A 22,178-nucleotide genomic window follows, 5' to 3' on the forward strand; every position below is an offset into this window, starting at 1 on the left:
CCTGCCAGAAAAATAAATTCAATTTTCATCAGAAACCATACACATCTCAAAAAAGACTGTGTTATATTAAGGATTGTCTTATACAGGGGTGTCGCCAAGCGGTAAGGCATCGGTTTCTGGATCCGACATTCCGGGGTTCGAATCCCTGCACCCCTGCTTTTCTCCTCTCCACTTTTTGAATTATTTCAGCTATACTAAGGCATGAGTCTTTTCTCGGAGAGGTTTTCTCGTGCGCGCATCCTTTTTCAGCCAAAGCTTACTTGTTCTTTCCCTTTTGAGCTTCACCGCCTGTGGCAGTCTGCCCAATCTACCCAGCCCAGCCCAGCTGAACGCCCAATCTATTCAAGCCACCTCTCAGCCCCAGTCTCCCCCTATTCATCTGCGCATTAAACAGGCCGAAATTGAAATTTCAAGCCAGGAATTGAACCAGCAGTTTCAAAGTATTCTTGCTCTCTCCAATGAAAAAAGACTCAAAGACACCGTCTTACAAACCCTGCCCGGAGGCGTTCTACAAGCCAAAGGCAAATTGGATGCCAGCCAATACCTACCCAATATTCCCTTCCAAATGACCGGAAGCTTAAGTGTGCGTCCTGGCAATATTATTCGCTATGAAGCGACAGATATTCGCGTGGTAGGGGTTCCCGTCAAAGGTTTACTGGATATCTTTGGGCTGGAACTGGCAAATCTCGCCAAATTCAAAGATCGTTTCGGACGGATTGAACAAAAGGGAAATGCCTTCCATCTGATTGTCGAAAAATTCACAAAGGATGCAGTGATTGAAGGGCAAATGCGCCAAGTCAACACCAGCGCAAACGCCATCAGCGTGATTTTTTAAGTGCCCTCTAAGGGCATTTTTAAAATATAACGGCCCGAATTGAGGTCACGTCGAATCAGCAGGGTTTTATGACCTGCCTGTTTGCGCAGATTCATTTCGTTGATACTGAAGAGATTGAGTTTCAGCGTGATTTCTTTATCCCCCATGGCAAAACGCGCGGGCTCAGGTTCCACTTCAAAGGTTTTTATTTTAATTTGGGCCTGTTGATTGGCGAGGCTGACCAATTGACGCCCCGCATAGGCTGAATAGGCATCCTGCAGCGATTGAACGGCTCGTTTTCCATCGGGGGCATTGACATGCAAAAAATAAGCATAGGGCGGGCGTTCTCCCCGCACTTCAATTTCCCAGTATTTTTGACCCATCTGTTTAAAGATCGCCTTGTCGATTTCTTGGGCCGTCAATTTGCGTTGATCTCCCAGCACAAGCACAGGAACCCAGCCCGATCGGTTTTCTTGATTCCAGACCTGGGCCCATTTTTTATCAGGAGACACCCCCCGCACACTCACACTTTCATTGACTTTCAATTGAGCCACAGCACCCGCTTTGAGATCGGCTTCGTTGCGCAGAACGGTTGCTTGCATGATATATTTTTCAGGATAGGGAGCCAGAAATTGATCGGGCAAGGTAATGGTAACCCGCGAGTCTGTTTCTTCCATTTTCAAAACAGGGCTCATATTGCCTGAATGCGCACCATAATCGGGATTATCCTGTACATTATTATCCCCCATTACAATTTTATCTTCGCCATTGTTTACAGAAACAGAGGGTTCAGGTTCTGGGGCAGGACTGGAAAGAATTTGCTGAAGCGGGCCAATTGAGACTGCCAGAAGCACAACAGCCGTACTGGCAATCAGCACACCATAAATTCTACGGGCATTGTCTTTAAAAAAGGAAACCGCAAACTCCGAAAGAGAAACATCGTGTTCCGTCATATCTGAAACATATTCCAACATTTCGCGGATTTCGCGGATAGAGTCCTGAATTTCAGTTCGCTCGGATTGATCTCTCGCCAAACCAAGTGCTTGTCTGAGTTCTTTCAGTGAATTGACAAGATCGCCACGCTCATGAAGTTTTTCTGCACGGAGCAGATGCTGCTGCAGGCGTTTGTCTTTTTCTTCAACAACTGCCATGGCCCGAACCTCTTTCAGAAGTGATGTACTGGGTGGAGGAATTCACAGCACAGGTTAATTTACACTTCTTTACAATTATACTTCCAGCTTACACGATTCTAAAATGGAGATCAAGAAAAATCACCCGCCCAAAAGCAAATTTACCCTGAGAATTCCTGAGCCTGAGGCCTTCTCCCTCCATCAGAACCCAATCCACTGTATTCTTGTATGCAGATCAGCCAGAGATTTCCCTCCCATATATTCGTGTCTTCTCTGCTTATTTCTTATGATTACCCTCTGAAATGTGCATTTACCACTTGACCACTCCCTGTACAAAGCTGTATACTCAAGCCCAAGAGCTTGATTCATCAAGTCTCTGAGGGTTTTTCTCAGAATTAAATACAGTGACAGGTGATTAAACGCCATGCCTTTTCAAAAATTCTTCAAATCGAGCATGCTCACATTGCTGCTGCTAGTGGGTTGCGCATCACAGGCAAAACAAAGACCTGAAATAGACCCCAATGCAAGTTTATATGACCGTTTAGGTCAATTACCCGCCATCACAGCTCTTGTCGAGGATTTGTATAAAAATATTGCAAAAGACGAGCGAATCAATGGTTTTTTCATTGGTTCAAATCCAGAAGAAATAAACAGACTCCTGACCGAGCAGATTTGTGAAGCCACAGGTGGCCCCTGTAAATATTCTGGTCGGGATATGTTAACCGTACATACGGGCATGAATATCACTGAAGCCCAATTCAACGCTTTGGTTGAGGATTTGATTCAATCCATGAACAAATTCAAAGTCGCTGAGCGCGAGCAAAAGGAAATCCTTCAGGCCCTGGGCAGCATGAAAGGCGATATTGTTGATCGATAGGAATTAAGATGCTGAAATCACTCTTTATTCAAAATTTTGTACTTGTTCAAGAACTCAATCTTCAGTTTGCTCAGGGTTTAACCACCTTGACAGGAGAAACAGGTGCAGGCAAATCAATGATCATTGATGCCCTTCAAGGCGTATTGGGAGGAAAAACCTCACCGGATCAAATACGTCAGGGAGCAGAGTTTGCCTATTTAGAAGCAGGTTTCGCGCTCAATGCGTTGAGCCGTGAATTTTTAACGGCCCAAGGGTTTGAAGAATTGTGCCAGGAACCTCTGCTTTTGATCAGTAAAACCCTACACCGCTCGGGCAGTAAATCCCGTTTAAACGGCCAGTTGGTCTCCCAATCTCTGGTCAAGGAGCTGGGTGAACTTCTGCTCGACAGCGTGGGGCAACACGAAAATCAAACCCTCTTCCGTGAGGAAGATCATCTGAAACTGCTGGATGAATTGGGCGGTGAAAGCCACCGTCAGAACTGCCAAGGGATGCGAGAAACCTGGCTCCAATTGTCTCAACTTCGCAGTGAACTGAATCAGAAAAAACAATTGACCAGCGAATTGCAACGCCGGGAAGATTTTCTGCGCTTTCAACTGGATGAAATTACAGAAGCCGAACTCTCTCCCGATGAAGAAACTGAATTGCAGAATGAAAGAGAGAGATTGCGCCACTCTGAAAAACTCATGCACACCGTCAAAAGCATCTGCTATGAAATCCAGGAGCGAGAAGATCAACCCAATCTTCAGGAACGGCTCAGCCTTTTAAAACGGCAGCTTGAACAGATCTGCAGAATCGACAATACGCTTGAGCCCTGGTGCATCAAACTGGATGAAGTGGCACTCGCACTGGATGAAGTCAACCATGAACTACAAAACTACCAGGAAACGCTGGATTTAAACCCCCAACAACTTGAAAAAATTGAATCCAGACTGGATTTGATTCGACGTCTGAAACACAAATATGGCTCAAGTATTGCTGAGATTCTCAGCCATGCAGAAATGCTTCAGGCAGAATTAAGCACACTTGAATCCTGTCAGACCACCCTGGGCAGCCTAGAAACCGAATTGGAAGGCCTGCAAATTCAGGCTGAACAGCTTGCCAATAAACTCAGTCAGTCACGACTTGAGCTTGCAGCCCAATTAAAACCCCTGCTTGAAAATGAGCTCAAGGAATTGGGCATGGAAAAAACCTGCTTTGAAGCCCAAGTCACGCAAAACCCTTCAATGCTGGGCCCCAATGGATTCGATCAGGTCAGATTTATGCTCAGTCCCAATCCAGGAGAACCCTTGCGCCCCCTTTCCAAGATTGCCTCTGGGGGAGAAATTTCACGCATGCTTTTGGCCTTGAAACTGATCCTCAAACGCCAGGAACCTGTTGGAACCTTGATCTTCGACGAAATTGATACGGGCATCAGTGGCATCACCGCCTTGGCTGTCGCCCAAAAACTTTCCCGCCTTGCACAAAACTATCAAATTCTCTGCATTACCCATCTCCCTGTTTTGGCTGCCGCTGCCCATCAGCAGCTTTGGATTGAAAAAAGAAGTGATCAGGAGACGACCACTGTGCAGGTACACTCGCTCTCGACACCTGATCGCATTTCCCGACTGGCCCAAATGGGCAACGGACAGATCACTGATCTGACCCTTGAAAGTGCAAGGGAGATGGTCGCCCATGCCCAATGGTACAGTACGGTCATGGCAAAAGCCTCCTGAAGCTGTCCAACACTGGCAAGCTTCAGGATCTGCTACAATGCTTCAGCTATGGTTACCTTGCATCGTTCATTAAAAGCTTATCCAGCAGAGCTTCAGCCCCGCGAACGTCTTCAAAAAGAAGGCCCTGCCAGTCTGAGCGAAATTGAGTTGCTGGCCCTCCTGCTGAGTACAGGCTCCCAGGGTCAGACAGCACTTGATTTGGCGCGTCATCTGCTTTTGAATTCTCCAGCAGGCTTAAGAGGTCTGGCCAGCCAGGAATTGCCTCAACTTTGCCGTTATCCAGGCTTGGGTGCAGCCAAGGCCACCCGTTTGCTGGCGGCCTTTGAAATCGCGAAACGCTTGGCCCTGAGTGAAATGCCAGAAGGTCAGCCCATGAACCAGCCAGAAGCAGTTGCTGCTCTGCTCATGCCCCGCTTGGCAGATGCAAAACAAGAACATTTGGTGGTGCTCTGTTTGGATACCAAAAACCGATTGTTGGCACAAAAAACAGTCACCTTGGGACTTTTAGACGGGACCTTGGCCCACCCGCGAGAATTGTTTCGCGACGCCATTTTACACCAGGCCCATGCCCTGATTGTCGCCCATAACCATCCCAGTGGGGATCCCACCCCCAGCCCAGAGGATCTTCAGCTCACTGAACGTCTGATTGAAGCAGGACGCCTGCTTCAGATTGAATTGCTGGATCACCTGATTCTGGGAAATCAGAAATATAACAGTTTGCGTGAAAGCCATTCAAGGCTTTGGAGAATACCATGTCGTTCCTGACCCGTCTTTTAAATCCTGTTTATCTCAATATTGCCATGGATTTAGGCACCGCCAATACCCTTGTTTACTTGAAAGGGAAAGGCATTATCCTGAATGAGCCCTCTGTGGTAGCCATTGATCAACATACCAAAAAGCCTTTGAGCGTAGGGGAAGAAGCCAAGTCCATGTTGGGACGCACCCCAGAGAGCATTCAAGCCATACGGCCTTTAAAAAAAGGCGTGATTGCCGATCTGGATGCCGCCCATATGATGATTTCCTATTTTCTCAGCAAGGCCCAACCCAGACACCATATGGTCATGCGCACCCGCATGGTGATTGGCGTTCCTTCCGGCATGACCCAGGTAGAACGCAGAATTGTTCTGGAAGCTGCCGAAAAAGCCACCACCGGTTTTAAACCCGATGTGATTCTTGCGCCTGAACCCTTTGCTGCTGCGGTAGGTGCTGGCTTGCCCATTCTTGAACCTACCGGCAGCATGATTGTGGATATTGGCGGAGGCACCACAGAAGTGGCGGTGATTTCTTTGGGGCAAATTGTCGTGAGCGAATCGCTCGGCATTGCAGGCGATGAAATGAATGACGCCATTGCCCAATATATCCGCAAAGTACACAGTCTAATGATCGGGGAGCGAACTGCAGAACAGATCAAAATTCAGATTGGCTCTGCCTGGCGCGGCCTGGATGAAAAAGTCATGACCATCAAAGGCATTCATCTCAATACCGGCTTGCCAAGCGCGATTCAAATCACCTCCAGTGAAGTGCGTGAAGCCCTGCAAGAACCCCTGAAAGCAATCTGGGAATGCGTGCGTCGCACCTTGGAAAAATCCCCCCCCGAACTGGCAGCAGATATTATCGATCGGGGCATTATTCTGGCTGGGGGTGGTGCCATGCTCGACGGCTTGGATGAAATGTTGCGTCAAACCACCCAAGTTCCGGTGCATATTGCAGAGCAACCCTTGATATGCGTTGCGCTAGGCGCAGGAAAAATACTGGAAGAACTTTCACGCTCCCGTACCTCCAATTGGACCCGCTTATTGGGTATGAAATATTCATGATCAGAAGATCCAGCCGTCGTTTTTCAAATTTCGGACTGCTGGGAGGAATCCTAACCCTCTTATTGCTCTTGAGCCTGATTTGGCTGCGCAGTGCCTGGGTTCCACTGGTACAAGATTTTAGCAGCCCCCTGCTGAGCAAACTCCAACCGCTGATGGAAACCCTTCCTGCGCTGAAAACAGAGTGGCAGCTTTACCGGCAAACAGCCTTGAATCAAAAAGCCGTATTAAGTGAACTGGCCCAACTGCGCAAACAACAACAGGCCATGGAAATTGTTGCAGCTGAAAATCAACGTTTGCGCAGCCTCTTAAATTTACCCACCCCCAAAGGCTATCTCAAAATTGGTGCAGAAGTGATTGCACGCTCCCCCAATCAGTGGACCAGTCGCCTGCAGATCAACAAAGGCTTTGAAGACGGTCTCTCGATCAACCGCATTGTCTTGAACCAAGAGGGCGTAGTGGGAAAAATCAGTGAATTGTCAGCACGCACTGCGATGGTAGAATTATTGACCGATCAAAACAGTGCTGTGGCCTGTATAACAGAAAAAGACAGACGCCCTGCGATTTTAAATGGGGCCTTTCCAGGCGAACCCGCCAAATTAAAATACCTTGAAAACTATACCAAAGTCGTTCCCGGTGAAAAAATCTTAACCTCGGGCTTGGGCGGAAATTTCCCCCCCGATCTGCTGCTGGGAACGGTTACAGAAGTCAAACAGGACCCCGGCCACCCTGTGCCTGAAGTATTTGTAAAGCTTTCAGCCTTCAACCAGGCACTCCAGTATTTGGTCGTATTGGTACCTGAACCATGATCGGTCTGCTGATTTTGATCCCAGGCGCCCTGATCGGATGCTTTGCCCTGCTGCAACTTCAAATTGGTGAACTCCTGCCCTGGCTAAACGCCCCTCCGCAACTGGTCTTGATGGCTGGGCTCTTGTTTACCCTGACCTTGCCCCTTCCGACAGGGCTTATGATTGCCATCTCAGGGGCCTGCCTTTTGGATCTTTGGAGCAATACACCGTTTTTTCAATTTGTGATTGCAACGCTTTGCCTGGGTTCAGCTTGGTTTCTCAAGCATGTCGCAGAATCACTGCCTAAAATCCTGCAAATCAATCTTTTCGGATTTTTAATCACGCTGCTTTCTGAAGCTTTGGCCATCCTTTGGTTTGTCCAATCTGGCCCCATGGCTTGGAATCATTTTTTGCATCTGCTTTTGCCCTTGCTCGCCTATCACCTGATTTTCATCAATCTGCTCTATTTGAGTCTTAGACCTTTTCTGAATACATTAAGTGAACGATCCTATTAAGGAGACCCTGTGCATCCCCAACTCGAAATTTACCCCAATGTGCACTGGCACCCCGAAAACAGCCAGGTCGATCCCTGGGTTATTTTGGGAAAAGCGCCACGAAATCAAGCGCCTGGAGAATCGGCCCTCTATCTCGGCCCCCATGCCACTCTGCGCAGTTTTAGCACGCTCTATGCCGGCAGCACAATCGGAAAAGGCTTGCAAACGGGCCACGGTGTCATGATTCGTGAAGACAATCTGATTGGCGAAGATGTGAGTATAGGCACCCACTCGGTCTTGGAATATGGCAACCGGATCGGCAACCGGGTGCGTATCCACAGCCATTGTTTTCTGGAAAGAGTCATGCTTGAAGATGAGGTGTTCTTAGGCCCCCATGTGGTCTTTACCGATGATCCCCACCCCATCTGTCCGCGTTACCAGGACTGTAAGCCGCCCACACGGATAGGTTTCAGAACCCGCATCGGAGCAAATACAACGCTGGTACCCGGTTTGGTGATTGGCAGCAATTGTTTGATTGGCGCAGGCTCGGTTGTGACTGAGAATCTACCTGACAATTGCGTTGCGGCAGGGAATCCTGCCCGGATTCTTAAACCGATTGACGAACTGGTCTGTTGGCCCGGCTTCTATAGCAAACCCTATGCTTGGTTAGAGAAGGATTTTGAATAAACTGCGAAGAACGATATGGTATTCTGAGTTTAAAAGAAGCAAATTTTTCAAACTGCGTGGTGAGTTGAATGGATTTTAAACAACTGATGACGATGCGTGATGAAATTGGCTCACTGTCATCAAAACGCCACAGGGAATCGGATGTAAGTTTTCTCAATGGCATGAATTTGCTGGAAAAAGCCTATGAGCGGCAATTTCAAGACAAGGAACTGCTCTTGAAAGCGTCTGAAGCCTTTATGCAAGCCATCCAAAACAACCGCATGAATCCTGACCCCTATGTCGGTATTGCTTACCTGTTTTTGCTCCTCAACAATACGAACAAAGCCATCCGTTATTTGAACGAAGCACGCAGAGTTGCACCAAGCCATGAGAACGCAAGACTCTTACTCGATTCTATTCTTGAAAAAGAAGAAATCGAAAAAGAGATGACGGGTGAGGTCTCAGAGGAGCAACCCTTTGCAGAAACGATCGCTTTTGCTGGCGATCACCTCCCTGTCTTGGGGCCAGATCATGATTTTGACGCACTCTATGACGATTTGGAAGCCCTCTTGATGGAAGAATCCAGAAAGCTAATGGATGAACCCTTTGATGCCCGCCCCTCACTTCAAGCAGAAAACTTAGGTCCAATAGAAGTGCGCCTCACGCAACTCAGTAAAATATACAAGCATCTCGATCAACAGCTAAGCATTCTCGATCAAGAGATCGACACCTCAGAATTAAGGGTCAGATTGCGTCCTTTGGATGTCATGAAAAGACGGATGGAACAGGTCTTAAGCACCACAAAATCATTACAGGAAATTCAAAGCAGTTCCCGTCTGGCAAATAAATCTGCACAGCAATTGTTTCGTACAATCCTATCGATTCAAACCCGCGAAGAAGCAAAGCTTCAGGAACAATCCCTTGAAAAACTGCTCGATGAATGCGATCGGATTGCTGATATGCTCGATGCCATTTCTGAAAATGGCTTTTCTATTGCTGAAATCGAAGACGATTATCAACAATTGGTAGGAACCGTTGAAACCTGTCAGGATTTATTGGATGAACGGAATGAATCTCTGATATAGGAGGGACTATAAAATGAAGGAAAAATTTGCTGAATTAAGAAAAGAGTACCGCCAAGAAACTTTGACTGAAGCCGATCTCAAGGCCAATCCCTTTGAACAATTTCATTATTGGCTTGCTCAGAGTATCCAGGCCGGACTCACCGAACCCAATGCCATGATTCTCAGTACAGCCTCGCTTCAAGGGATTCCAAGCAGCCGAACCGTTCTCTTGAAGGAACTCGATACTGAAGGCTTTGTCTTTTTTACCAATTACGCCAGTCGCAAAGGACAAGAAATCGCAGAAAATGCACAGGTTTCACTCCTCTTCTATTGGCCAGAACTTGAGCGACAGGTGCGAATTCAAGGGCAGGCAGAGAAACTGACAACAGAGGAATCAGATACCTATTTTGCTTCCCGTCCGCGGGGAAGCCAATTGGGCGCATGGGCTTCCAAACAAAGTGAAGTGATTTCAGGGCGGGAAACGCTTGAAGACCGTCTGAAAAGCTTGGAAACTCAATTTGCGGACAGCTCCATTCCCCGTCCTGAATTTTGGGGGGGATACAGAGTAAAGCCTTCGGAAATCGAGTTTTGGCAAGGCCGACCCAACCGTTTGCATGATCGACTCAGTTTCCGAAAATCGGCCGCTCTGGCGTGGCAAGTGTTCAGACTCAGCCCTTAAAGAACGCTCTGAAAAAGCCCCCCCTTGAGGGGCTTTTTGACTGAATGGGTAGATTGAGCCAGTGTCAGAAAGGGATCTTCTTGCCTTGGGCATCCAAATAGGTTTCATGGTAATTTTTGCGTAAGTTCAAACTCAAATCAAAGGGAGCTGGCGTTTCAGCTCCAAAACGCAAACTCTGAAGTTTGGACTGTTTGACTTGAAAAAAATAGCCCTGGGTTTCCAACTGAAACTCACGTTCAGGAAGAATCATTTTTTCACCGTTATACCAGGGCAAGAGCGCAAGACGTGCAGGCACCGAAAATTTGAGCGTACAGATTTTATCACAGCTGAGGGTCAATGCTGTGGGGATCTGTACATTCTGAGAACGGTAGAGCCCCTTGATTTGAAATCCACCCTTCACTTCGCCCGATTTTTTGGTAGCGAGATCTGCAATATAACGCAAAGTACGTGGATCTCCCCCATGCAGATAGGGAATTTCAAATTGCAGGGTTTCAGCATTCACGAGCGGGTCATGCCTGACGACATGCTTGCGCTGCTGCATTTTTTGGACCGTCTGAAACTTGCGATCATGTTTGTCCACAAAATAAATGGCGGCAGCAAACCCAGCAATCAGAAGACCCGACATGCCAATCCCAAAGATGCCTAAAATCAAGCGATAGGCCCGCTTAAACTCAGCGTTCTCTTGGACTTCGGACTCAATTTCCATGGTTCATTCTCCCACACAGACTGGATGTCCTGATCTTAATTTGGGAGTGGATAAATTACCAGCGTTTAGTCTGAATATTTTGCGATATTTTAAAAATTTCAGGATTATTTTTTTAAATTAGCAGATTTAAGCGAGTTCAAAAGTGACCCAAAGCACAGGGGCTTAATTTCTGGAAGACAAGCCAATCGTAATCCAAAGAGAATTTTCGCCATAATCTGAACTTTTTGCCTGATAGATGCCAATACCAGCCACGTTTACCTTGCGTTTAACGATTTGCAGCTTGTATTTCGATAATTTCTCAAGTGCATCATCAAGAGAGTCAGCCAAGACCAAAATGGCCTGCACCTCTTCTCCGTAACGCAACTGCGACAAGCGTTGGTTAAAATTTTGCCCCCCCACCTGGTATTTTAGTTGATCTTCCATTGCCATGGCATAACTGTGCTGCAGGGCTGCTTCATGAAGTGTTGCATCTTCAATAAAGGGGCTGAGACGTTTGCTCATACGCTGCTGGTTCATCCATTTTAATATTTTTTCTGAGGAAGTTTGGGCATCCACCAAAGGTGCTTTGCGCTGGAACAATTGGGTTATAAAGTAATAGGTTCCATTATAATAGACCCCCACGCCCAAATGGGTAAAGCGGGAATCGAGAATATTCGCTCGGTGCCCAGGACTGTTCATGAGCCGATGATGGGCCCCTTCTACAGAGAGATCAAAGGCAATATTTTCACCCACCTGCCCTGTTCCGCCTGCGCGGTGGAAACGCTCATTGGGATCTTCACCTTTGGGATTCAAATGGGCAAAAAAACGATTTTTGGCCATGTCTTCGCTGTGTTTCCAGGAAACATAGTCCAAAAGGTCATTTTCTTTCAGCTCAGGTAAATTGTGTTTGAGCCGTTCCTGATTGATCAGAAAAACCAGTTTGCGGGCAGCTTCCAAAGTGGTTGCAAACTGTTCTTTCAAAGGGCTGGGGGAGGGTTCTGCAAGCGGGTAGGTTTTACCAACATAAACGGGCAAGATGCTCCCCACACGCGGCCCCTCAATGGGATCATCCACCAGTAATTCCAAAGTGTATTTGCCTTTGCCTTGGTTCATCGGGATCTCAAAAATAAAGCTCTGGTTACTTCTCAATAAATTTGGAAAGGTTTTGACCTGGCCATTGGGCAAGGTGACGGGCATGCGGGGGCGAAAATAGGGTTCAAAGACACGTCCTTTGATACGCAGAAGATTGCCGGGATTTTGTTGGCGTGGAATCGGTTCAAACTGTGCAAAGTGCTGCAAATAAATCAAGGTAAACCAAATCCCTTTTTCAGGGTGCTCGGGATCGCGCAGATGAACCCCCACACCTGCATGGGTCGCCGTTTTTTCTAAGAGTTGCGTATTTTTTTGAAGCTGAGAAAAAACTTCGGTCAGAGAATAATCCAAGACAATCAGGGCATTGACCTGTCGCCCCGTAACGCGTTGATAGGCCAATTGGTGTTCAAGCGAACCTCGGTTGGGTGAGCGCAAATCGAAAAAATCTTTGGCCGCCATCTCATCACTGTGCTGACGAGCCACCTCGCTGGCCAGGCGATCCAATTTGACAGGGGACAGCTTCATGCGTTGCCGGTACTGGTTCACCATATTCAGCAGTTGATACTCAGCCATCAAGACCCTATTTTGGGCTAAAACAGGGGAGGTAAGGGCCATAAAAAAGAACAGGCTAATTACGAAAACAGAACGCATTGGACTCCAGCTTAAATCAATGGGCAAGACTGAATACAGAGACGCAGAAAAGAATCACGAAGTTCCAGCCTAAATCAAAAAAAATCGCCAATAAAATTAAAATTTCTAACCCATTGACGCAGAGAGCAGAAGCGTCAATAATAGGCCTTAATCTGTTATCAGATTCAATATCAAGATTCTGGAAGGAAATCCACATCCCAGTGAAAAAAATCCCGTCGTCATTGACTTTTAACCGAATTCATCAATTACAGGAAAACCTGCGTGCCGTCCCCGAAAAATACTATGGCAGCAGTTTTTATCTTTTTAGCGAAACCGCCTTGGCCGAAGCTGCAGAAAATTTTGAAAACTGCCTGCCCGGCGTTACTCCTTTCTACGCAATTAAAGCCAATGACCGACCTGAAATTCTCAGTTTTCTCGCCCATCGGGGCTGGAGCTTTGATGCTGCCTCTGCTGCAGAAGTCTATAAACTTGCAGAATTGGGCGTAAGTGGTGAACGTATTATTCTTGCCAATCCCTTCAAAGACAAACCCACGGTTGAAAGCATCTTAAACCATGCGGTGTGCATGACCACTGCCGATTCACCTGAAGAATTACAAAAATTAGCACGTGCCTTTGCAAACGCTCCCCATCAGCCCAAAGTATTGATCAGAATTACCCTGCCTTCAGAAGGGGTACAAACCGATCTCGGAGTCAAATTTGGTTGCCCTCCCATTCAAGCCGTCAAACTTTTGGAAATGTGTCTGGAATTGGGTCTGAAAGCCGAAGGCATCAGTTTCCATGTCGGAACTCAGTCCTGGAACCCTGAAAATTATGCGCGCCATCTCGAAGGAGCAATCTGGGTCTTAAAAGAATTTGCTTACCGCACAGGCCTTGAATTGAAACTGATTGATATCGGCGGAGGCTTTCCCTGGGGCTCAGCAGATGGCAGCGGGCCAGAACAGGTTATGAAGCTCTTGAATGCCGTTGGTGAAATGACACGTCTTGCCCAAGCCGAAGGCTATGTACTCCAGGCCCAACCCGGACGCGTGATCTGTGCAGGGGCTTATACCTTGGTCAGCACCGTGATTGGCAAAGCCAACCGCAACGGACGTCCCTGGTTTTATCTGAGCGATGGGGTCTACGGAGCCTATAATGGGGTACTCTATGATCACCAACCCTATCTGTTTTTGCCTGTCAACCGTTCTATTGAGAGTCTGAGAGAAAACGTAAGTGAATCAGTGGTCTGTGGCCCAACCTGTGATGGCGTCGATATCATGGCCCGTGATATTTCCCTGCCAGAGGATTTGGAAGTGGGAGAATACCTTTTCAGCCCCGATATTGGTGCCTACAGCATGGTGGCAGCCTCACAATTCAATGGGTTTGCCCAGGCCCCAATTCTCTCACAGGCCAACCTGGAAAGGGAAATTCTCTTGCATATCGAGCCAACAGAACCCTCAGAGCTCAATCTGCCACTTGCCGTTTAAAGCTTAAAATGCAGGATCCGATTTGAGCAGGCTGTATAGCTTGATATCGTGATACTCCTCTTTGAAAAAGGCTTTCTGACGCATCAAGCCTTCACAGAACCAGCCCAGTTTTTCCAGGCACTTCTGTGAAGGCAGATTGCGGCTTTCACATTGGGCTTCAAAGCGATTCAGTTCCATGCTTTTAAACCCCCAGTCAATCAGGGCTTTTAGGGCTTCCTGCATATAGCCCTTGCCCCAATAGGATTGCCCCAGACTGAAACCAATTTCAGCACTGGCAAATTCAGGCAACCACCAGATAAAACCAAAAAATCCAATCAAGGTATGATCGGCGGTGAAGATACCCCATTCAAGATATTGGCCCTGATCATAGAGATCGATCACGGCCTGAATATAGGATTGGGTTTCTGCCAGCGTCGTTTGCGTTTCCCAGCGATTATAACGGGAGACCTCAGGGTCTGACATGATCGCAAACAGCCCCTCTGCATCCGACAGGGTCAGGGGACGAAAAGTCAAGCGGGGTGTTTTTTCTCGCGCGAAACTGTGCAAAAGGCTGGGAATCTGTTCAAAACTTAAGCGGCCGGGATTTGACATAAATAGAGTTTACCTTTTTGCGTGAAATGGGCTGATCAGGCACATTATAGCTCAGCTGACGCGCTCCAGCGTATAGGGAGCCCCGCGCCAGTTTTTGCGATACACACTTGTTTTTTTTTCAAGCTGCAAGGTTTCCCCCACTAAAAGCCCCTGATAGACTTCCCAGAGATTATACCCCAAGCCCAAACCAGCAACTTCCTGGTGGTGCAACAATTGTATAAAGACCCGGTTATAGGCCAGACAATCCTTTAATAAATCAGGGGGAAGCTTCAGATTGCTTAAACCCACGCTCAAGGCAGCTTCAGCTTCACGGCCAAATTGCGCAAGCAAACCCTGATAGACCAAATGCCGCAGCGCCCATTCATAGGGTTGCCACCATTTTTTCTGTAGATAGGCTTCAGGCCCTTCGGAATACTCAAGATCGCCTGACTGGATCGCTTCAGCCTTGGCGCAGAACTGTCTCCAGATCTGATTGAGCAAGGGCCAGGGGGAATCCTGCCGCATAAAGCATTCAAAGAGCTGGCGATAGGGAATTCCCCATTGCGTATGCAACATCATCAAGGCCATACGGGCCACCCCTGGGGTGAAGAAAAGAAAATGCACAAGATAGCCAAAGGCTTTGGCTTTGACCCAGTCCTTGCGGGGCAGGGTCTGCGTGGCAATCACCAGTTCGAGATATTCATCCCGCTCAGGGTCTGGTGCGTAGACAGGCGTATGCAGATAGACCGTACGCGATTGCACCGTTTGCATCCCATGCAAGGCGCGGTAGGCGGGATCTGCCATTTCAGCATTGGGAAGAATATTGGCAGAATAGATTTTAATCTCATGGTATTGCCCATGTTCAATCAAAGTACAAATGCCCGAAATAAAGGAATCCAGCGTTTCACCCGGCAAACCCAGGATCATATCGGTATAGGCTTTGATGCGCGAACGCATCAAACGCTGGCGCAGATCGCGGTAATAATCCAAGGAAATATTCTGGCGTTTGACTTCTTTTAAAACCACAGGGCTGAGCGACTGCATCGAGAGGGTGACATCGGTATCCAGCCCCGCTTCAGCCAGAATTTTATGCACTTCAAAGGCCCGATCGGTCACATTTTTGGTATTCTGAACCACCAAAGCACGGGGAAAGCCTGTTGCCTGCCGCACCTTTGCAGCGTAACGGGCAAGCTCCAAATCCCGTTTCAATAGCCCAAAATTGGCATCACAACAAAAGATATACTCAATCTGGTGCTGGGCAAACCAATTCAATTCAGACTCCAGGCGTTTCTGATCAAAGCCGTAAACTTTGCTTTGGGTGGCTGAGCCCCAATCACAAAAACTACAGGTAAAAGGGCAGCCCCGGTTCGTCTCCCAGAGAATAGCCCATTTTTTCTCAGGCTCTGCCTGCATCAAGGGCTCAAAAACACCTGCAAGATAGGGCGAGGGCAAGCGGTCCAAATCTTTGCTGCGAGCTGCGGGGGGGCGGGTCTGAAAATTCCCCTCAGAATCCAGCCAACTCAGGCTGGAAAGCCCTGACCAATCCTTGAGCGGCAAGGCTTCCAATATTTCAAGAAACCGGGCCTCTCCCTCGCCGTGGACACAGAGATCTATACAGGGATTTTCGCGTAAAAAGGTTTCGGCCTGGTTGGGTACTTGGGGCCCACCAAAAACAATCAGGGTCTGCGGCGAAAGCTCCCGCAAGCGGCGCGCAATCGCCAGGGAACGCTGAATATTCCAGACATAGGCACTGAAACCAACAAGATCAGCGCCCTGAAGCTGTTCACAGGCTTCAGACACCGAACTGAATTCACAGAGAGGCAAAAGAAACTGGTAGCGTTCAGGTTGAGACGCATAGGCCTGAACATAGGCCTGAAGGAGTCCTGCCACATAGGGCAGATAGGGGCGGGCCCCACTGTTCAATTGTACCAAACCAATTTTTAGTTTTCCCGAATGCATCGCTTCGCCCAAATCTCTCTCCAATGCTCGCACTGAATGTATTATCCCCTGAAAATTCAAAGCTCTCAAGCTTTTCAAGCCCCCCAGCACGCTACTGAAAGTGGCTCACATTTCGTCCAACTTTGGCTTATTTTCTCATGACCAGCGAGATTTACTATCTGTGGTTCAAAAATCTAGGGTTACTTATCCTCAAAAAGAAGCAACAACTTCTCTAAAGCTCTCCAAACCAGCTTCTAAGTTTTCAATAATGTCCAATGCCAAGACCTCAGGGTCTGGTAAAAATCATGCAAGACCCAAATTAACAGACATTCAGGCCGAAGTTATGATGGGGATCTGCGACCTAACCGCCAAATACAAGCTCAAATAAGAGTCTTAGGGTCTATTTTGTGTCAATATCTTACTGCCTTTAAAAAGGGGTTAAGTATTGGGGGGCTCATGAGGGGAGGCCAGCAACTCTTTGAAAAAGGCACTGTTTTCTTGTAATAGACGCACTTGCTCGTCTTGTTCTCGCAGCCGCAATTCCAGTGCTTGAACCCGCACGGACAGGGCCTTAACCGCTGGATCAGCCTGAGCACCTGCTCCAGCAGTAATGGTTTGGGCAATTGCTTTGCCCATCGGTGACCACACCACAATGGCTACAATTGGAATCATCAACGCCAAAATGCCTTCCATGCAGAACCTCTGTATCTGTTATTCCTGAAGTAGTTTAACATGTGTTTCTAACACTGTCCTTGAGAAGGATCCCAGCCATGATTGAACGCAGGAATTCCACTCTCACTTGGCAGTTGAACATCCTGCTGAGCTTACCAACCGGGCTAATGAACAGGAAAAAAAGTAAATTCTTAGCCGGTTACGCCAACTCAACCCGAATCTCAATTGACTGGTAAACTGAAAAGAAAGACATGCAAAAAAAGGAATGAGATATGGTCGCGATTGGCAGATTTAATCAATTGGAAATCATCAAGGAGCGCAGCGTAGGCTATTTCTTTGATGGGGGAGAAGATGGCGATATTCTCATGCCCAAACGCCACCAGCCCGAACATTGCGAGGTGGGCGATTTCCTGAATGTCTTTATCTTTCATGATGCAGAAGGCCGACTGACAGCTACCACCCGGATTCCCAGTGCGCAAGTCGGTGAGGTGGCCTGGTTAAAAGTGGTCGAAGTGCATCGCATAGGCGCTTTTCTTGACTGGAATATGACCAAAGACCTCTTGGTGCCGATACGGGAGCAAGTTGAACTGATGGTTCCCCATCAATCCTATCTGGTTTATATTCACCTGGATGAAGACCAGCGTATTATTGGCTCAAGTCGCCTTGAAAAATTTATTCAAGATGAAAATCAAGGGCAGTTTAGCTATGGACAGGAAGTCGATCTCTTGATTGCCGAAGAAACCGATTTGGGTTTCAAAGCCGTGGTCGACAACAGCCACTGGGGTTTAATTTACAGCAATGAAATTTTTCAACCCTTGCACATCGGTCAAAAAGCCAAAGGCTATATTAAAAAGCTCAGAGACGACGGCAAAATTGACGTCGCCCTTGAAAAACCGGGTTACAGCCCCGATCGGATCGAAGAGCTCGCGCGCCGAATTTATCAAAGGATTCAACTTTTCGATGGATTTTTGCCCTTAACAGACAAAAGCCCCCCTGAAGTGATTCAGGATGAATTTCAAGTCAGCAAGAAAAACTTCAAGCAGGCTGTGGGCAAACTGTATAAAGAACGCCGGATTCTGATTGAAGAGAAGGGCTTAAGGGCTGTTAAATAAGCCTGGTTTCAGGCGAAAGGCCAAGCGCTTAATACTTGGGGCCAATCCCCCTTTGATCCAATTCATAGCGCCGTCTGCCGTATTCCACCCTATCGGGATCGGGAGCCCTTTCAGGCGCAGGTTTAAGCACATCAAGCTGGCGCAGGAAGGTCTCCTCTTCGCTTTCCCCCCAGATGGAATCTGCAACCCAGGCCAGCCCCCCGACAATCGCGGCCCCCACCAAGACAATCGGCGCGCCAGGGCCCGTCGAACCCGCCAGAATAAAGACCCCGGCCACGGCGCCCGTTCCACCTGCCAATGCCCCCACGCCCTTGGCGGTTCCGCCAATATAGTCTCCGTTTGAAAAATCCTGGTAAGAGCCATAGGCATCCACGCCCATGCCAATCACATCTCCCACCGGCCCCAAAAACTCCATGAATTTGAGTGCACTCAACGCTTTCAGGGCTTTGGCACTTTTGAGAGTATCTTCGGTCAGGTTGAAGAGGGTGGCAATATTTTTGCCATTGCCTGCCACCCCCAAAGCCGAACTTGAGAAATCAGCAATGCTCTTAAAATCAGCATTTTCAAATACAGCAGGGAGTTTTCCGGTCGCGGCCACACTGGCAGTCAGGGCCATAAAGGCACCCAAGCCACCGGATTTTTGCAAGCTCTTGAGGAAGCCTGCGGCCGCTTTGCCGTTTTCCCCCATTCCATCGAGTTTTCCAGACAGATAGGTATACATTTTTTTGGGGTCATTGAGTTGCGCCATTTCTTCGGGGGAGAGCTTATCCAGGGCCTGTGCCAGGGCATCGGCAATCTTGGCCCCCTTGTCCAAGGCTGTATTGGGATCATTGATCGTGCCCATGACCTTTTCAAAAGCCGATTTTCGCTCTTGCAGACTGACACCGGATAAAATCTGGGCTGATTTTTGTTCAAGTTGTTTGCCGATCAGTTCCTGTCGCACAGCAAGCGCTTTTTGCGGATCCAACTGCGCCAGTTTGCCAATTTCGACTGAAAGCAACTGGGCCTGCTCATCCTCTGAAAGCAGGCCGAGAAACTCATTGAATTCAGGGCTGAGCAGATGATCTGCTAATTTTTGAGCGGCCTCAGGCCCAAACACTTCCTGTATCGCTTCTTCACGGGCCTTGCCAAAGGCTGCTTGAACTTCAGGCTCTTGCGAGATGTCCAAAATTTTTGCTTCTATTTTTGAGATATCGATGCGCTTGCGCAAGTCCGCATCGATGTTTTCATCTTGAGACATGGCCAGCGCTGTATACAGTTTTTTTAATTCTTCAAGCTTGCTGCCCTCAGGCGCATTTTTGAGCAGGGCTTCCACCTTTTTCATAAAGACCTGATCCGCTTGAGAAAGCGATTCCTTGCCAATCACGGAAAGAGGAGGGTTCTCAATCAATTGCTGCTTACGGGTTAAATCCACTTCAATCCGCCCCTGGGTTTCTCGGGCCACCTGGTAATCTGAAATATACTGATCGGCTTTATCGCCAATCTGAGCCAGCATTTCTCCCTCTTGCGGGGTAATCCCATCGTAGATTTTGGCAGCATTTTGAATATCACTCAGCAATTGGGTTTGGGTCTCTTTGACCAGATCCAGAATAGCCTGGGGATTCATAGGGTTCAGGGCTTCCAATTTGCGAATCTGAAGATTCAAAAATTCCAGCGATTTTTTTCCGCCCTCAGAGCTGATACGCACATGGTCTTGAAAAACCTTGACTTCAGACTTCATCAAAACAATCAACTGCTTGCGATCGGTTTCAATCTGGGTGCGCAAACTTTGAGCTTGTTTTTGATACGATTCAAGCTCAGTGCCTTTGGCGGTCTGGATTTTGTCTTCAAGATCTGAAAGTTTGGCGATATTTCCTTCCAAGCGCTTTTGGGTATCGTCCAAGCCCTGATACAGGGTAGCCAAAGAACCCACGCGCATTTTGGTACTGTAAGCCGCGTGCTGAATTTGGGCCGTACTTTCCAGATTGCGTTTCTGTTCAGCCATGACCAGCGCCTTTTGGGCTTCCAGATTTTTGATTTCTTCAGGATGGGTCGCCAAGACCAAACGGGAATTGATCCGATTGAGCTGGGCTTCAAGCAGAGGCAAAGCTGTGGCTGGCGAATTGCGGTTTTCACCAATTTTTTGTTCAGAGCCTGGAATCAGGTTGCTGCTCTTGGGCAAAATGGACATGCGCGCTGTCAGTACGGTTTGATAGGTATCCAATTCAGTCAATTGCCCCCCCAATTCAGAAAGCTGAGTTTGCAATCTTGCCATTTTTTCTAGTTGGGGGGGGGCGGCCTTACGAGCGGTTTCTAACTGAGCTTCCAAGTTTTGCTTTTGCTCTAAAAGACTGGCACGGGTTTCTACCAAAACGGTCATGCTGGTGGTCAGATTGGCTTTATACGCAGGATAGCGATCAGCTGCCAGCGTAGAGGCTCTGTTTTGATCCAGACCACTTGCCTGATCTGCAATGGCGACCTGGGCCAATTGCCTGACCGCATCGAGCCTTGCCGTCGTTTCTGACTCTGGTAAGTTTAAAACCGTGATCTGACGGTTGGGATCGGTAAAATACACACTGCCCTTGAGATATGAAACTGATGCCTGCAATTGTTCAGGTTGGATACCGCTTTTCAGTTCAACCACGGCAAAGGCTTTTCCACCTTCTGGCGTTTGCACCTCAACCACCAATTCACTGCCACTGTTTTTGGCATTGACCGCTTCCAGAGCGGCTTCTAAATTCGGATAGGTTTTTAACTCCGCTTCAGGATAGGCTGAAACAGCCTGAAAACGACTCTGAATCTCGGCAGGAGTTGCCAGGGGATAGCGCAGGCTTTCAATCAGGGGAGCCGCATCCTGTGCCAGCACATGGGCAGTTTCTCGCAATTGCGGCACAGCATCTAAACGGCGTATCCCTCGGGCCAGACTGGCTTCGAGTACAGGTCGAGTCAGCCCTGCAGAGGCATTATCAGCGGCAATTTTTTTGACTTGGGTCAGTTCAGGTTCAGGTTCAATGTTTTTGGGAGCGGCAACAGGCTCAGCAGGCGTTCCCCCCAAAGCCACCTGATCCTGTACATTCGGAGTCTGGTTCTCTGGCGCAGGATCGACAGGAGAGACAGGTGAAATCGGCAACTCTTTGGGCCGTACAGGCGGTAAATCAGCCAATTTTTGAATTAAAAAGGGATTCGATTGAATTGTGGTCATACAGATTTCCTTGTCTTGCTTTGCTCTCACTCTATACCCACATCGCTGCCTGTTTATTCAAGAAACGTCTGAAAAGCTTGAACAGGTCTGGCATTTAAAGTCTGGAATTGAGACAATAGAAACGCAGGGTTGGCGAAACAACCCGCTTAAAAAAGGGGACTACAATGGATATCAAAGCATTTCAAGCGGGCAGCAAAGATATTTACCTAAAATATTATGGTCTGATGGAAAAAAGACGCTGGGCCATTGATTCGGATTTAAACTGGGCCGAAATGCAGACAGAAAAAGCGGATCGCCCTCTTCAGGAAATGCTGTATATCGCCTCTTTGATTGAAAGCTATACCTTTACCACCACGCCGCTCTTTCTGCAAAGGCATAAGGATTTGCCCTGGATTATCTCGCTCCAAATGGCACGGGGGTATGAGGAATGCAAGCATGGCAATGCACTTTGGCGCTATCTTGAAAATCTGGGCTATCCCGTGCTTGAAACAGATTTGATAGAAATTCAGCAGGTGCCCGATAAATTCGAAGGCATGACCTTGTTTGAGCGCAATCTCTACTCCTGGCTGAGCGAAATTGAAACCACTGTTTTTTATCGCAAGGTCAGCGAACAATTGGCTGACCCCCTGGGTAAAAATCTGCTCAGTTTGATCTCTGCGGATGAACGCGTTCATGGCAGTTTTCTGCTGGAAACAATCAAATTGGAACTGGGTCTGAATCCAGGCCTTGTGCAAAATCTACAGCAAATTCTCGTGGATTACCAAAATCCTGAAAAA

At 47.9% G+C, this 22,178-nt stretch carries 21 protein-coding genes and 1 tRNA gene; 14 read left to right on the top strand and 8 right to left on the bottom strand.

All coding sequences use genetic code 11. The annotated features are described in order from the left end of the window. Nucleotides 1–84: 84 nt before the first annotated feature. Nucleotides 85–156, top strand: a tRNA-Gln gene (locus COW20_08865). Between the two features lie 73 nt (nt 157–229). Beyond that, complete coding sequence (locus COW20_08870) at nt 230–835, top strand: hypothetical protein (protein ID PIW48604.1); 606 nt, start codon at nt 230–232, stop codon at nt 833–835. Here COW20_08870 and COW20_08875 read toward each other — a convergent pair. After that, nucleotides 832–1,965, bottom strand: coding sequence for a hypothetical protein (locus COW20_08875; protein ID PIW48605.1), 1,134 nt, complete (start codon nt 1,963–1,965; stop codon nt 832–834). The genes COW20_08870 and COW20_08875 overlap by 4 nt on opposite strands. Before the next feature lie 180 nt (nt 1,966–2,145). After that, nucleotides 2,146–2,370 carry a hypothetical protein gene (locus COW20_08880; protein PIW48606.1) on the bottom strand — a complete coding sequence of 75 codons (225 nt, stop codon included), beginning with the start codon at nt 2,368–2,370 and terminating at the stop codon, nt 2,146–2,148. Between the two features lie 28 nt (nt 2,371–2,398). Here COW20_08880 and COW20_08885 point away from each other — a divergent pair, with 28 nt between their 5' ends. From COW20_08885 to pdxH, 9 genes are all read left to right on the top strand, one after another. Further along, nucleotides 2,399–2,821, top strand: coding sequence for a hypothetical protein (locus tag COW20_08885; protein PIW48626.1), 423 nt, complete (start codon nt 2,399–2,401; stop codon nt 2,819–2,821). Between the two features lie 8 nt (nt 2,822–2,829). Then, nucleotides 2,830–4,533, top strand: a complete 1,704-nt coding sequence (recN, locus tag COW20_08890; GenBank protein PIW48607.1) for a DNA repair protein RecN — start codon at nt 2,830–2,832, stop codon at nt 4,531–4,533. Nucleotides 4,534–4,581: 48 nt separating this feature from the next. Beyond that, the gene (locus tag COW20_08895) at nt 4,582–5,298 is read left to right on the top strand and encodes a hypothetical protein (protein PIW48608.1); all 717 of its coding nucleotides are present in this window, start codon (nt 4,582–4,584) and stop codon (nt 5,296–5,298) included. Then, nucleotides 5,286–6,350 (top strand): rod shape-determining protein, encoded by a 1,065-nt coding sequence (locus COW20_08900; protein ID PIW48609.1) that lies wholly within the window; start codon nt 5,286–5,288, stop codon nt 6,348–6,350. Before COW20_08895 ends, COW20_08900 begins: the two co-directional genes overlap by 13 nt. Next, nucleotides 6,257–7,156 (top strand): rod shape-determining protein MreC, encoded by a 900-nt coding sequence (gene mreC, locus COW20_08905; protein PIW48610.1) that lies wholly within the window; start codon nt 6,257–6,259, stop codon nt 7,154–7,156. The genes COW20_08900 and mreC overlap by 94 nt, the downstream gene beginning before the upstream one ends. Next, nucleotides 7,153–7,650 carry a hypothetical protein gene (locus tag COW20_08910; GenBank protein PIW48611.1) on the top strand — a complete coding sequence of 166 codons (498 nt, stop codon included), beginning with the start codon at nt 7,153–7,155 and terminating at the stop codon, nt 7,648–7,650. Before mreC ends, COW20_08910 begins: the two co-directional genes overlap by 4 nt. 9 nt (nt 7,651–7,659) lie before the next feature. Next, nucleotides 7,660–8,316 (top strand): transferase, encoded by a 657-nt coding sequence (locus COW20_08915; protein ID PIW48612.1) that lies wholly within the window; start codon nt 7,660–7,662, stop codon nt 8,314–8,316. A 68-nt stretch (nt 8,317–8,384) separates the two neighbouring features. Next, nucleotides 8,385–9,380 carry a hypothetical protein gene (locus COW20_08920; protein ID PIW48613.1) on the top strand — a complete coding sequence of 332 codons (996 nt, stop codon included), beginning with the start codon at nt 8,385–8,387 and terminating at the stop codon, nt 9,378–9,380. Nucleotides 9,381–9,393: 13 nt separating this feature from the next. After that, nucleotides 9,394–10,038 carry a pyridoxamine 5'-phosphate oxidase gene (gene pdxH / locus COW20_08925; protein PIW48614.1) on the top strand — a complete coding sequence of 215 codons (645 nt, stop codon included), beginning with the start codon at nt 9,394–9,396 and terminating at the stop codon, nt 10,036–10,038. Nucleotides 10,039–10,102: 64 nt separating this feature from the next. On the opposite strand, the gene COW20_08930 is transcribed toward pdxH, so the two are convergent. Both COW20_08930 and COW20_08935 read right to left on the bottom strand, forming a co-directional pair. Beyond that, entirely contained in the window at nt 10,103–10,744 is a 642-nt protein-coding gene (locus tag COW20_08930; protein PIW48615.1) for a hypothetical protein, read from the bottom strand. Between the two features lie 162 nt (nt 10,745–10,906). Beyond that, nucleotides 10,907–12,466 (bottom strand): hypothetical protein, encoded by a 1,560-nt coding sequence (locus COW20_08935; GenBank protein PIW48616.1) that lies wholly within the window; start codon nt 12,464–12,466, stop codon nt 10,907–10,909. Between COW20_08935 and COW20_08940 the strand changes: the two genes are divergently transcribed. Next, a complete protein-coding gene (locus COW20_08940) occupies nt 12,466–13,929 on the top strand; it encodes a hypothetical protein (GenBank protein PIW48617.1) in 1,464 nt (487 codons plus the stop codon). The two genes, COW20_08935 and COW20_08940, sit on opposite strands and share 1 nt — an antisense overlap. A gap of 3 nt (nt 13,930–13,932) precedes the next feature. Here the strand turns inward: COW20_08940 and COW20_08945 are convergent, their stop codons facing one another. From COW20_08945 to COW20_08955, 3 genes are all read right to left on the bottom strand, one after another. After that, the gene (locus COW20_08945; protein ID PIW48618.1) at nt 13,933–14,520 is read right to left on the bottom strand and encodes a GNAT family N-acetyltransferase; all 588 of its coding nucleotides are present in this window, start codon (nt 14,518–14,520) and stop codon (nt 13,933–13,935) included. 51 nt (nt 14,521–14,571) lie between these two features. Then, nucleotides 14,572–16,491 carry a hypothetical protein gene (locus COW20_08950; protein PIW48619.1) on the bottom strand — a complete coding sequence of 640 codons (1,920 nt, stop codon included), beginning with the start codon at nt 16,489–16,491 and terminating at the stop codon, nt 14,572–14,574. A gap of 384 nt (nt 16,492–16,875) precedes the next feature. After that, a complete protein-coding gene (locus tag COW20_08955) occupies nt 16,876–17,130 on the bottom strand; it encodes a hypothetical protein (protein ID PIW48620.1) in 255 nt (84 codons plus the stop codon). A 251-nt stretch (nt 17,131–17,381) separates the two neighbouring features. On the opposite strand from COW20_08955, the gene COW20_08960 reads away from it, so the two are divergent. Next, nucleotides 17,382–18,221 carry a GntR family transcriptional regulator gene (locus COW20_08960; protein PIW48621.1) on the top strand — a complete coding sequence of 280 codons (840 nt, stop codon included), beginning with the start codon at nt 17,382–17,384 and terminating at the stop codon, nt 18,219–18,221. Between the two features lie 28 nt (nt 18,222–18,249). Here the strand turns inward: COW20_08960 and COW20_08965 are convergent, their stop codons facing one another. Then, nucleotides 18,250–21,402, bottom strand: a complete 3,153-nt coding sequence (locus tag COW20_08965; protein ID PIW48622.1) for a hypothetical protein — start codon at nt 21,400–21,402, stop codon at nt 18,250–18,252. A gap of 164 nt (nt 21,403–21,566) precedes the next feature. Here COW20_08965 and COW20_08970 point away from each other — a divergent pair. Next, the coding region (locus COW20_08970; GenBank protein PIW48623.1) for a hypothetical protein at nt 21,567–22,178 on the top strand (612 nt) is incomplete at its 3' end.

The sequence above is a fragment of the bacterium (Candidatus Blackallbacteria) CG13_big_fil_rev_8_21_14_2_50_49_14 genome, from assembly GCA_002783405.1.
GTDB lineage: Bacteria > Cyanobacteriota > Sericytochromatia > UBA7694 > UBA7694.

Coding starts and splice junctions, on each gene's coding strand:
- COW20_08965 (PIW48622.1), bottom strand. CDS start 21,402: ATGACCACAATTCAATCGAATCCCTTTTTAATTCAAAAATTGGCTGAT.
- COW20_08920 (PIW48613.1), top strand. CDS start 8,385: ATGGATTTTAAACAACTGATGACGATGCGTGATGAAATTGGCTCACTG.
- COW20_08910 (PIW48611.1), top strand. CDS start 7,153: ATGATCGGTCTGCTGATTTTGATCCCAGGCGCCCTGATCGGATGCTTT.
- COW20_08955 (PIW48620.1), bottom strand. CDS start 17,130: ATGGAAGGCATTTTGGCGTTGATGATTCCAATTGTAGCCATTGTGGTG.
- COW20_08875 (PIW48605.1), bottom strand. CDS start 1,965: ATGGCAGTTGTTGAAGAAAAAGACAAACGCCTGCAGCAGCATCTGCTC.
- COW20_08945 (PIW48618.1), bottom strand. CDS start 14,520: ATGTCAAATCCCGGCCGCTTAAGTTTTGAACAGATTCCCAGCCTTTTG.
- COW20_08930 (PIW48615.1), bottom strand. CDS start 10,744: ATGGAAATTGAGTCCGAAGTCCAAGAGAACGCTGAGTTTAAGCGGGCC.
- COW20_08880 (PIW48606.1), bottom strand. CDS start 2,370: ATGGCGTTTAATCACCTGTCACTGTATTTAATTCTGAGAAAAACCCTC.
- pdxH (PIW48614.1), top strand. CDS start 9,394: ATGAAGGAAAAATTTGCTGAATTAAGAAAAGAGTACCGCCAAGAAACT.
- COW20_08960 (PIW48621.1), top strand. CDS start 17,382: ATGGTCGCGATTGGCAGATTTAATCAATTGGAAATCATCAAGGAGCGC.
- COW20_08895 (PIW48608.1), top strand. CDS start 4,582: ATGGTTACCTTGCATCGTTCATTAAAAGCTTATCCAGCAGAGCTTCAG.
- COW20_08935 (PIW48616.1), bottom strand. CDS start 12,466: ATGCGTTCTGTTTTCGTAATTAGCCTGTTCTTTTTTATGGCCCTTACC.
- recN (PIW48607.1), top strand. CDS start 2,830: ATGCTGAAATCACTCTTTATTCAAAATTTTGTACTTGTTCAAGAACTC.
- COW20_08900 (PIW48609.1), top strand. CDS start 5,286: ATGTCGTTCCTGACCCGTCTTTTAAATCCTGTTTATCTCAATATTGCC.
- mreC (PIW48610.1), top strand. CDS start 6,257: ATGCGTTGCGCTAGGCGCAGGAAAAATACTGGAAGAACTTTCACGCTC.
- COW20_08885 (PIW48626.1), top strand. CDS start 2,399: ATGCTCACATTGCTGCTGCTAGTGGGTTGCGCATCACAGGCAAAACAA.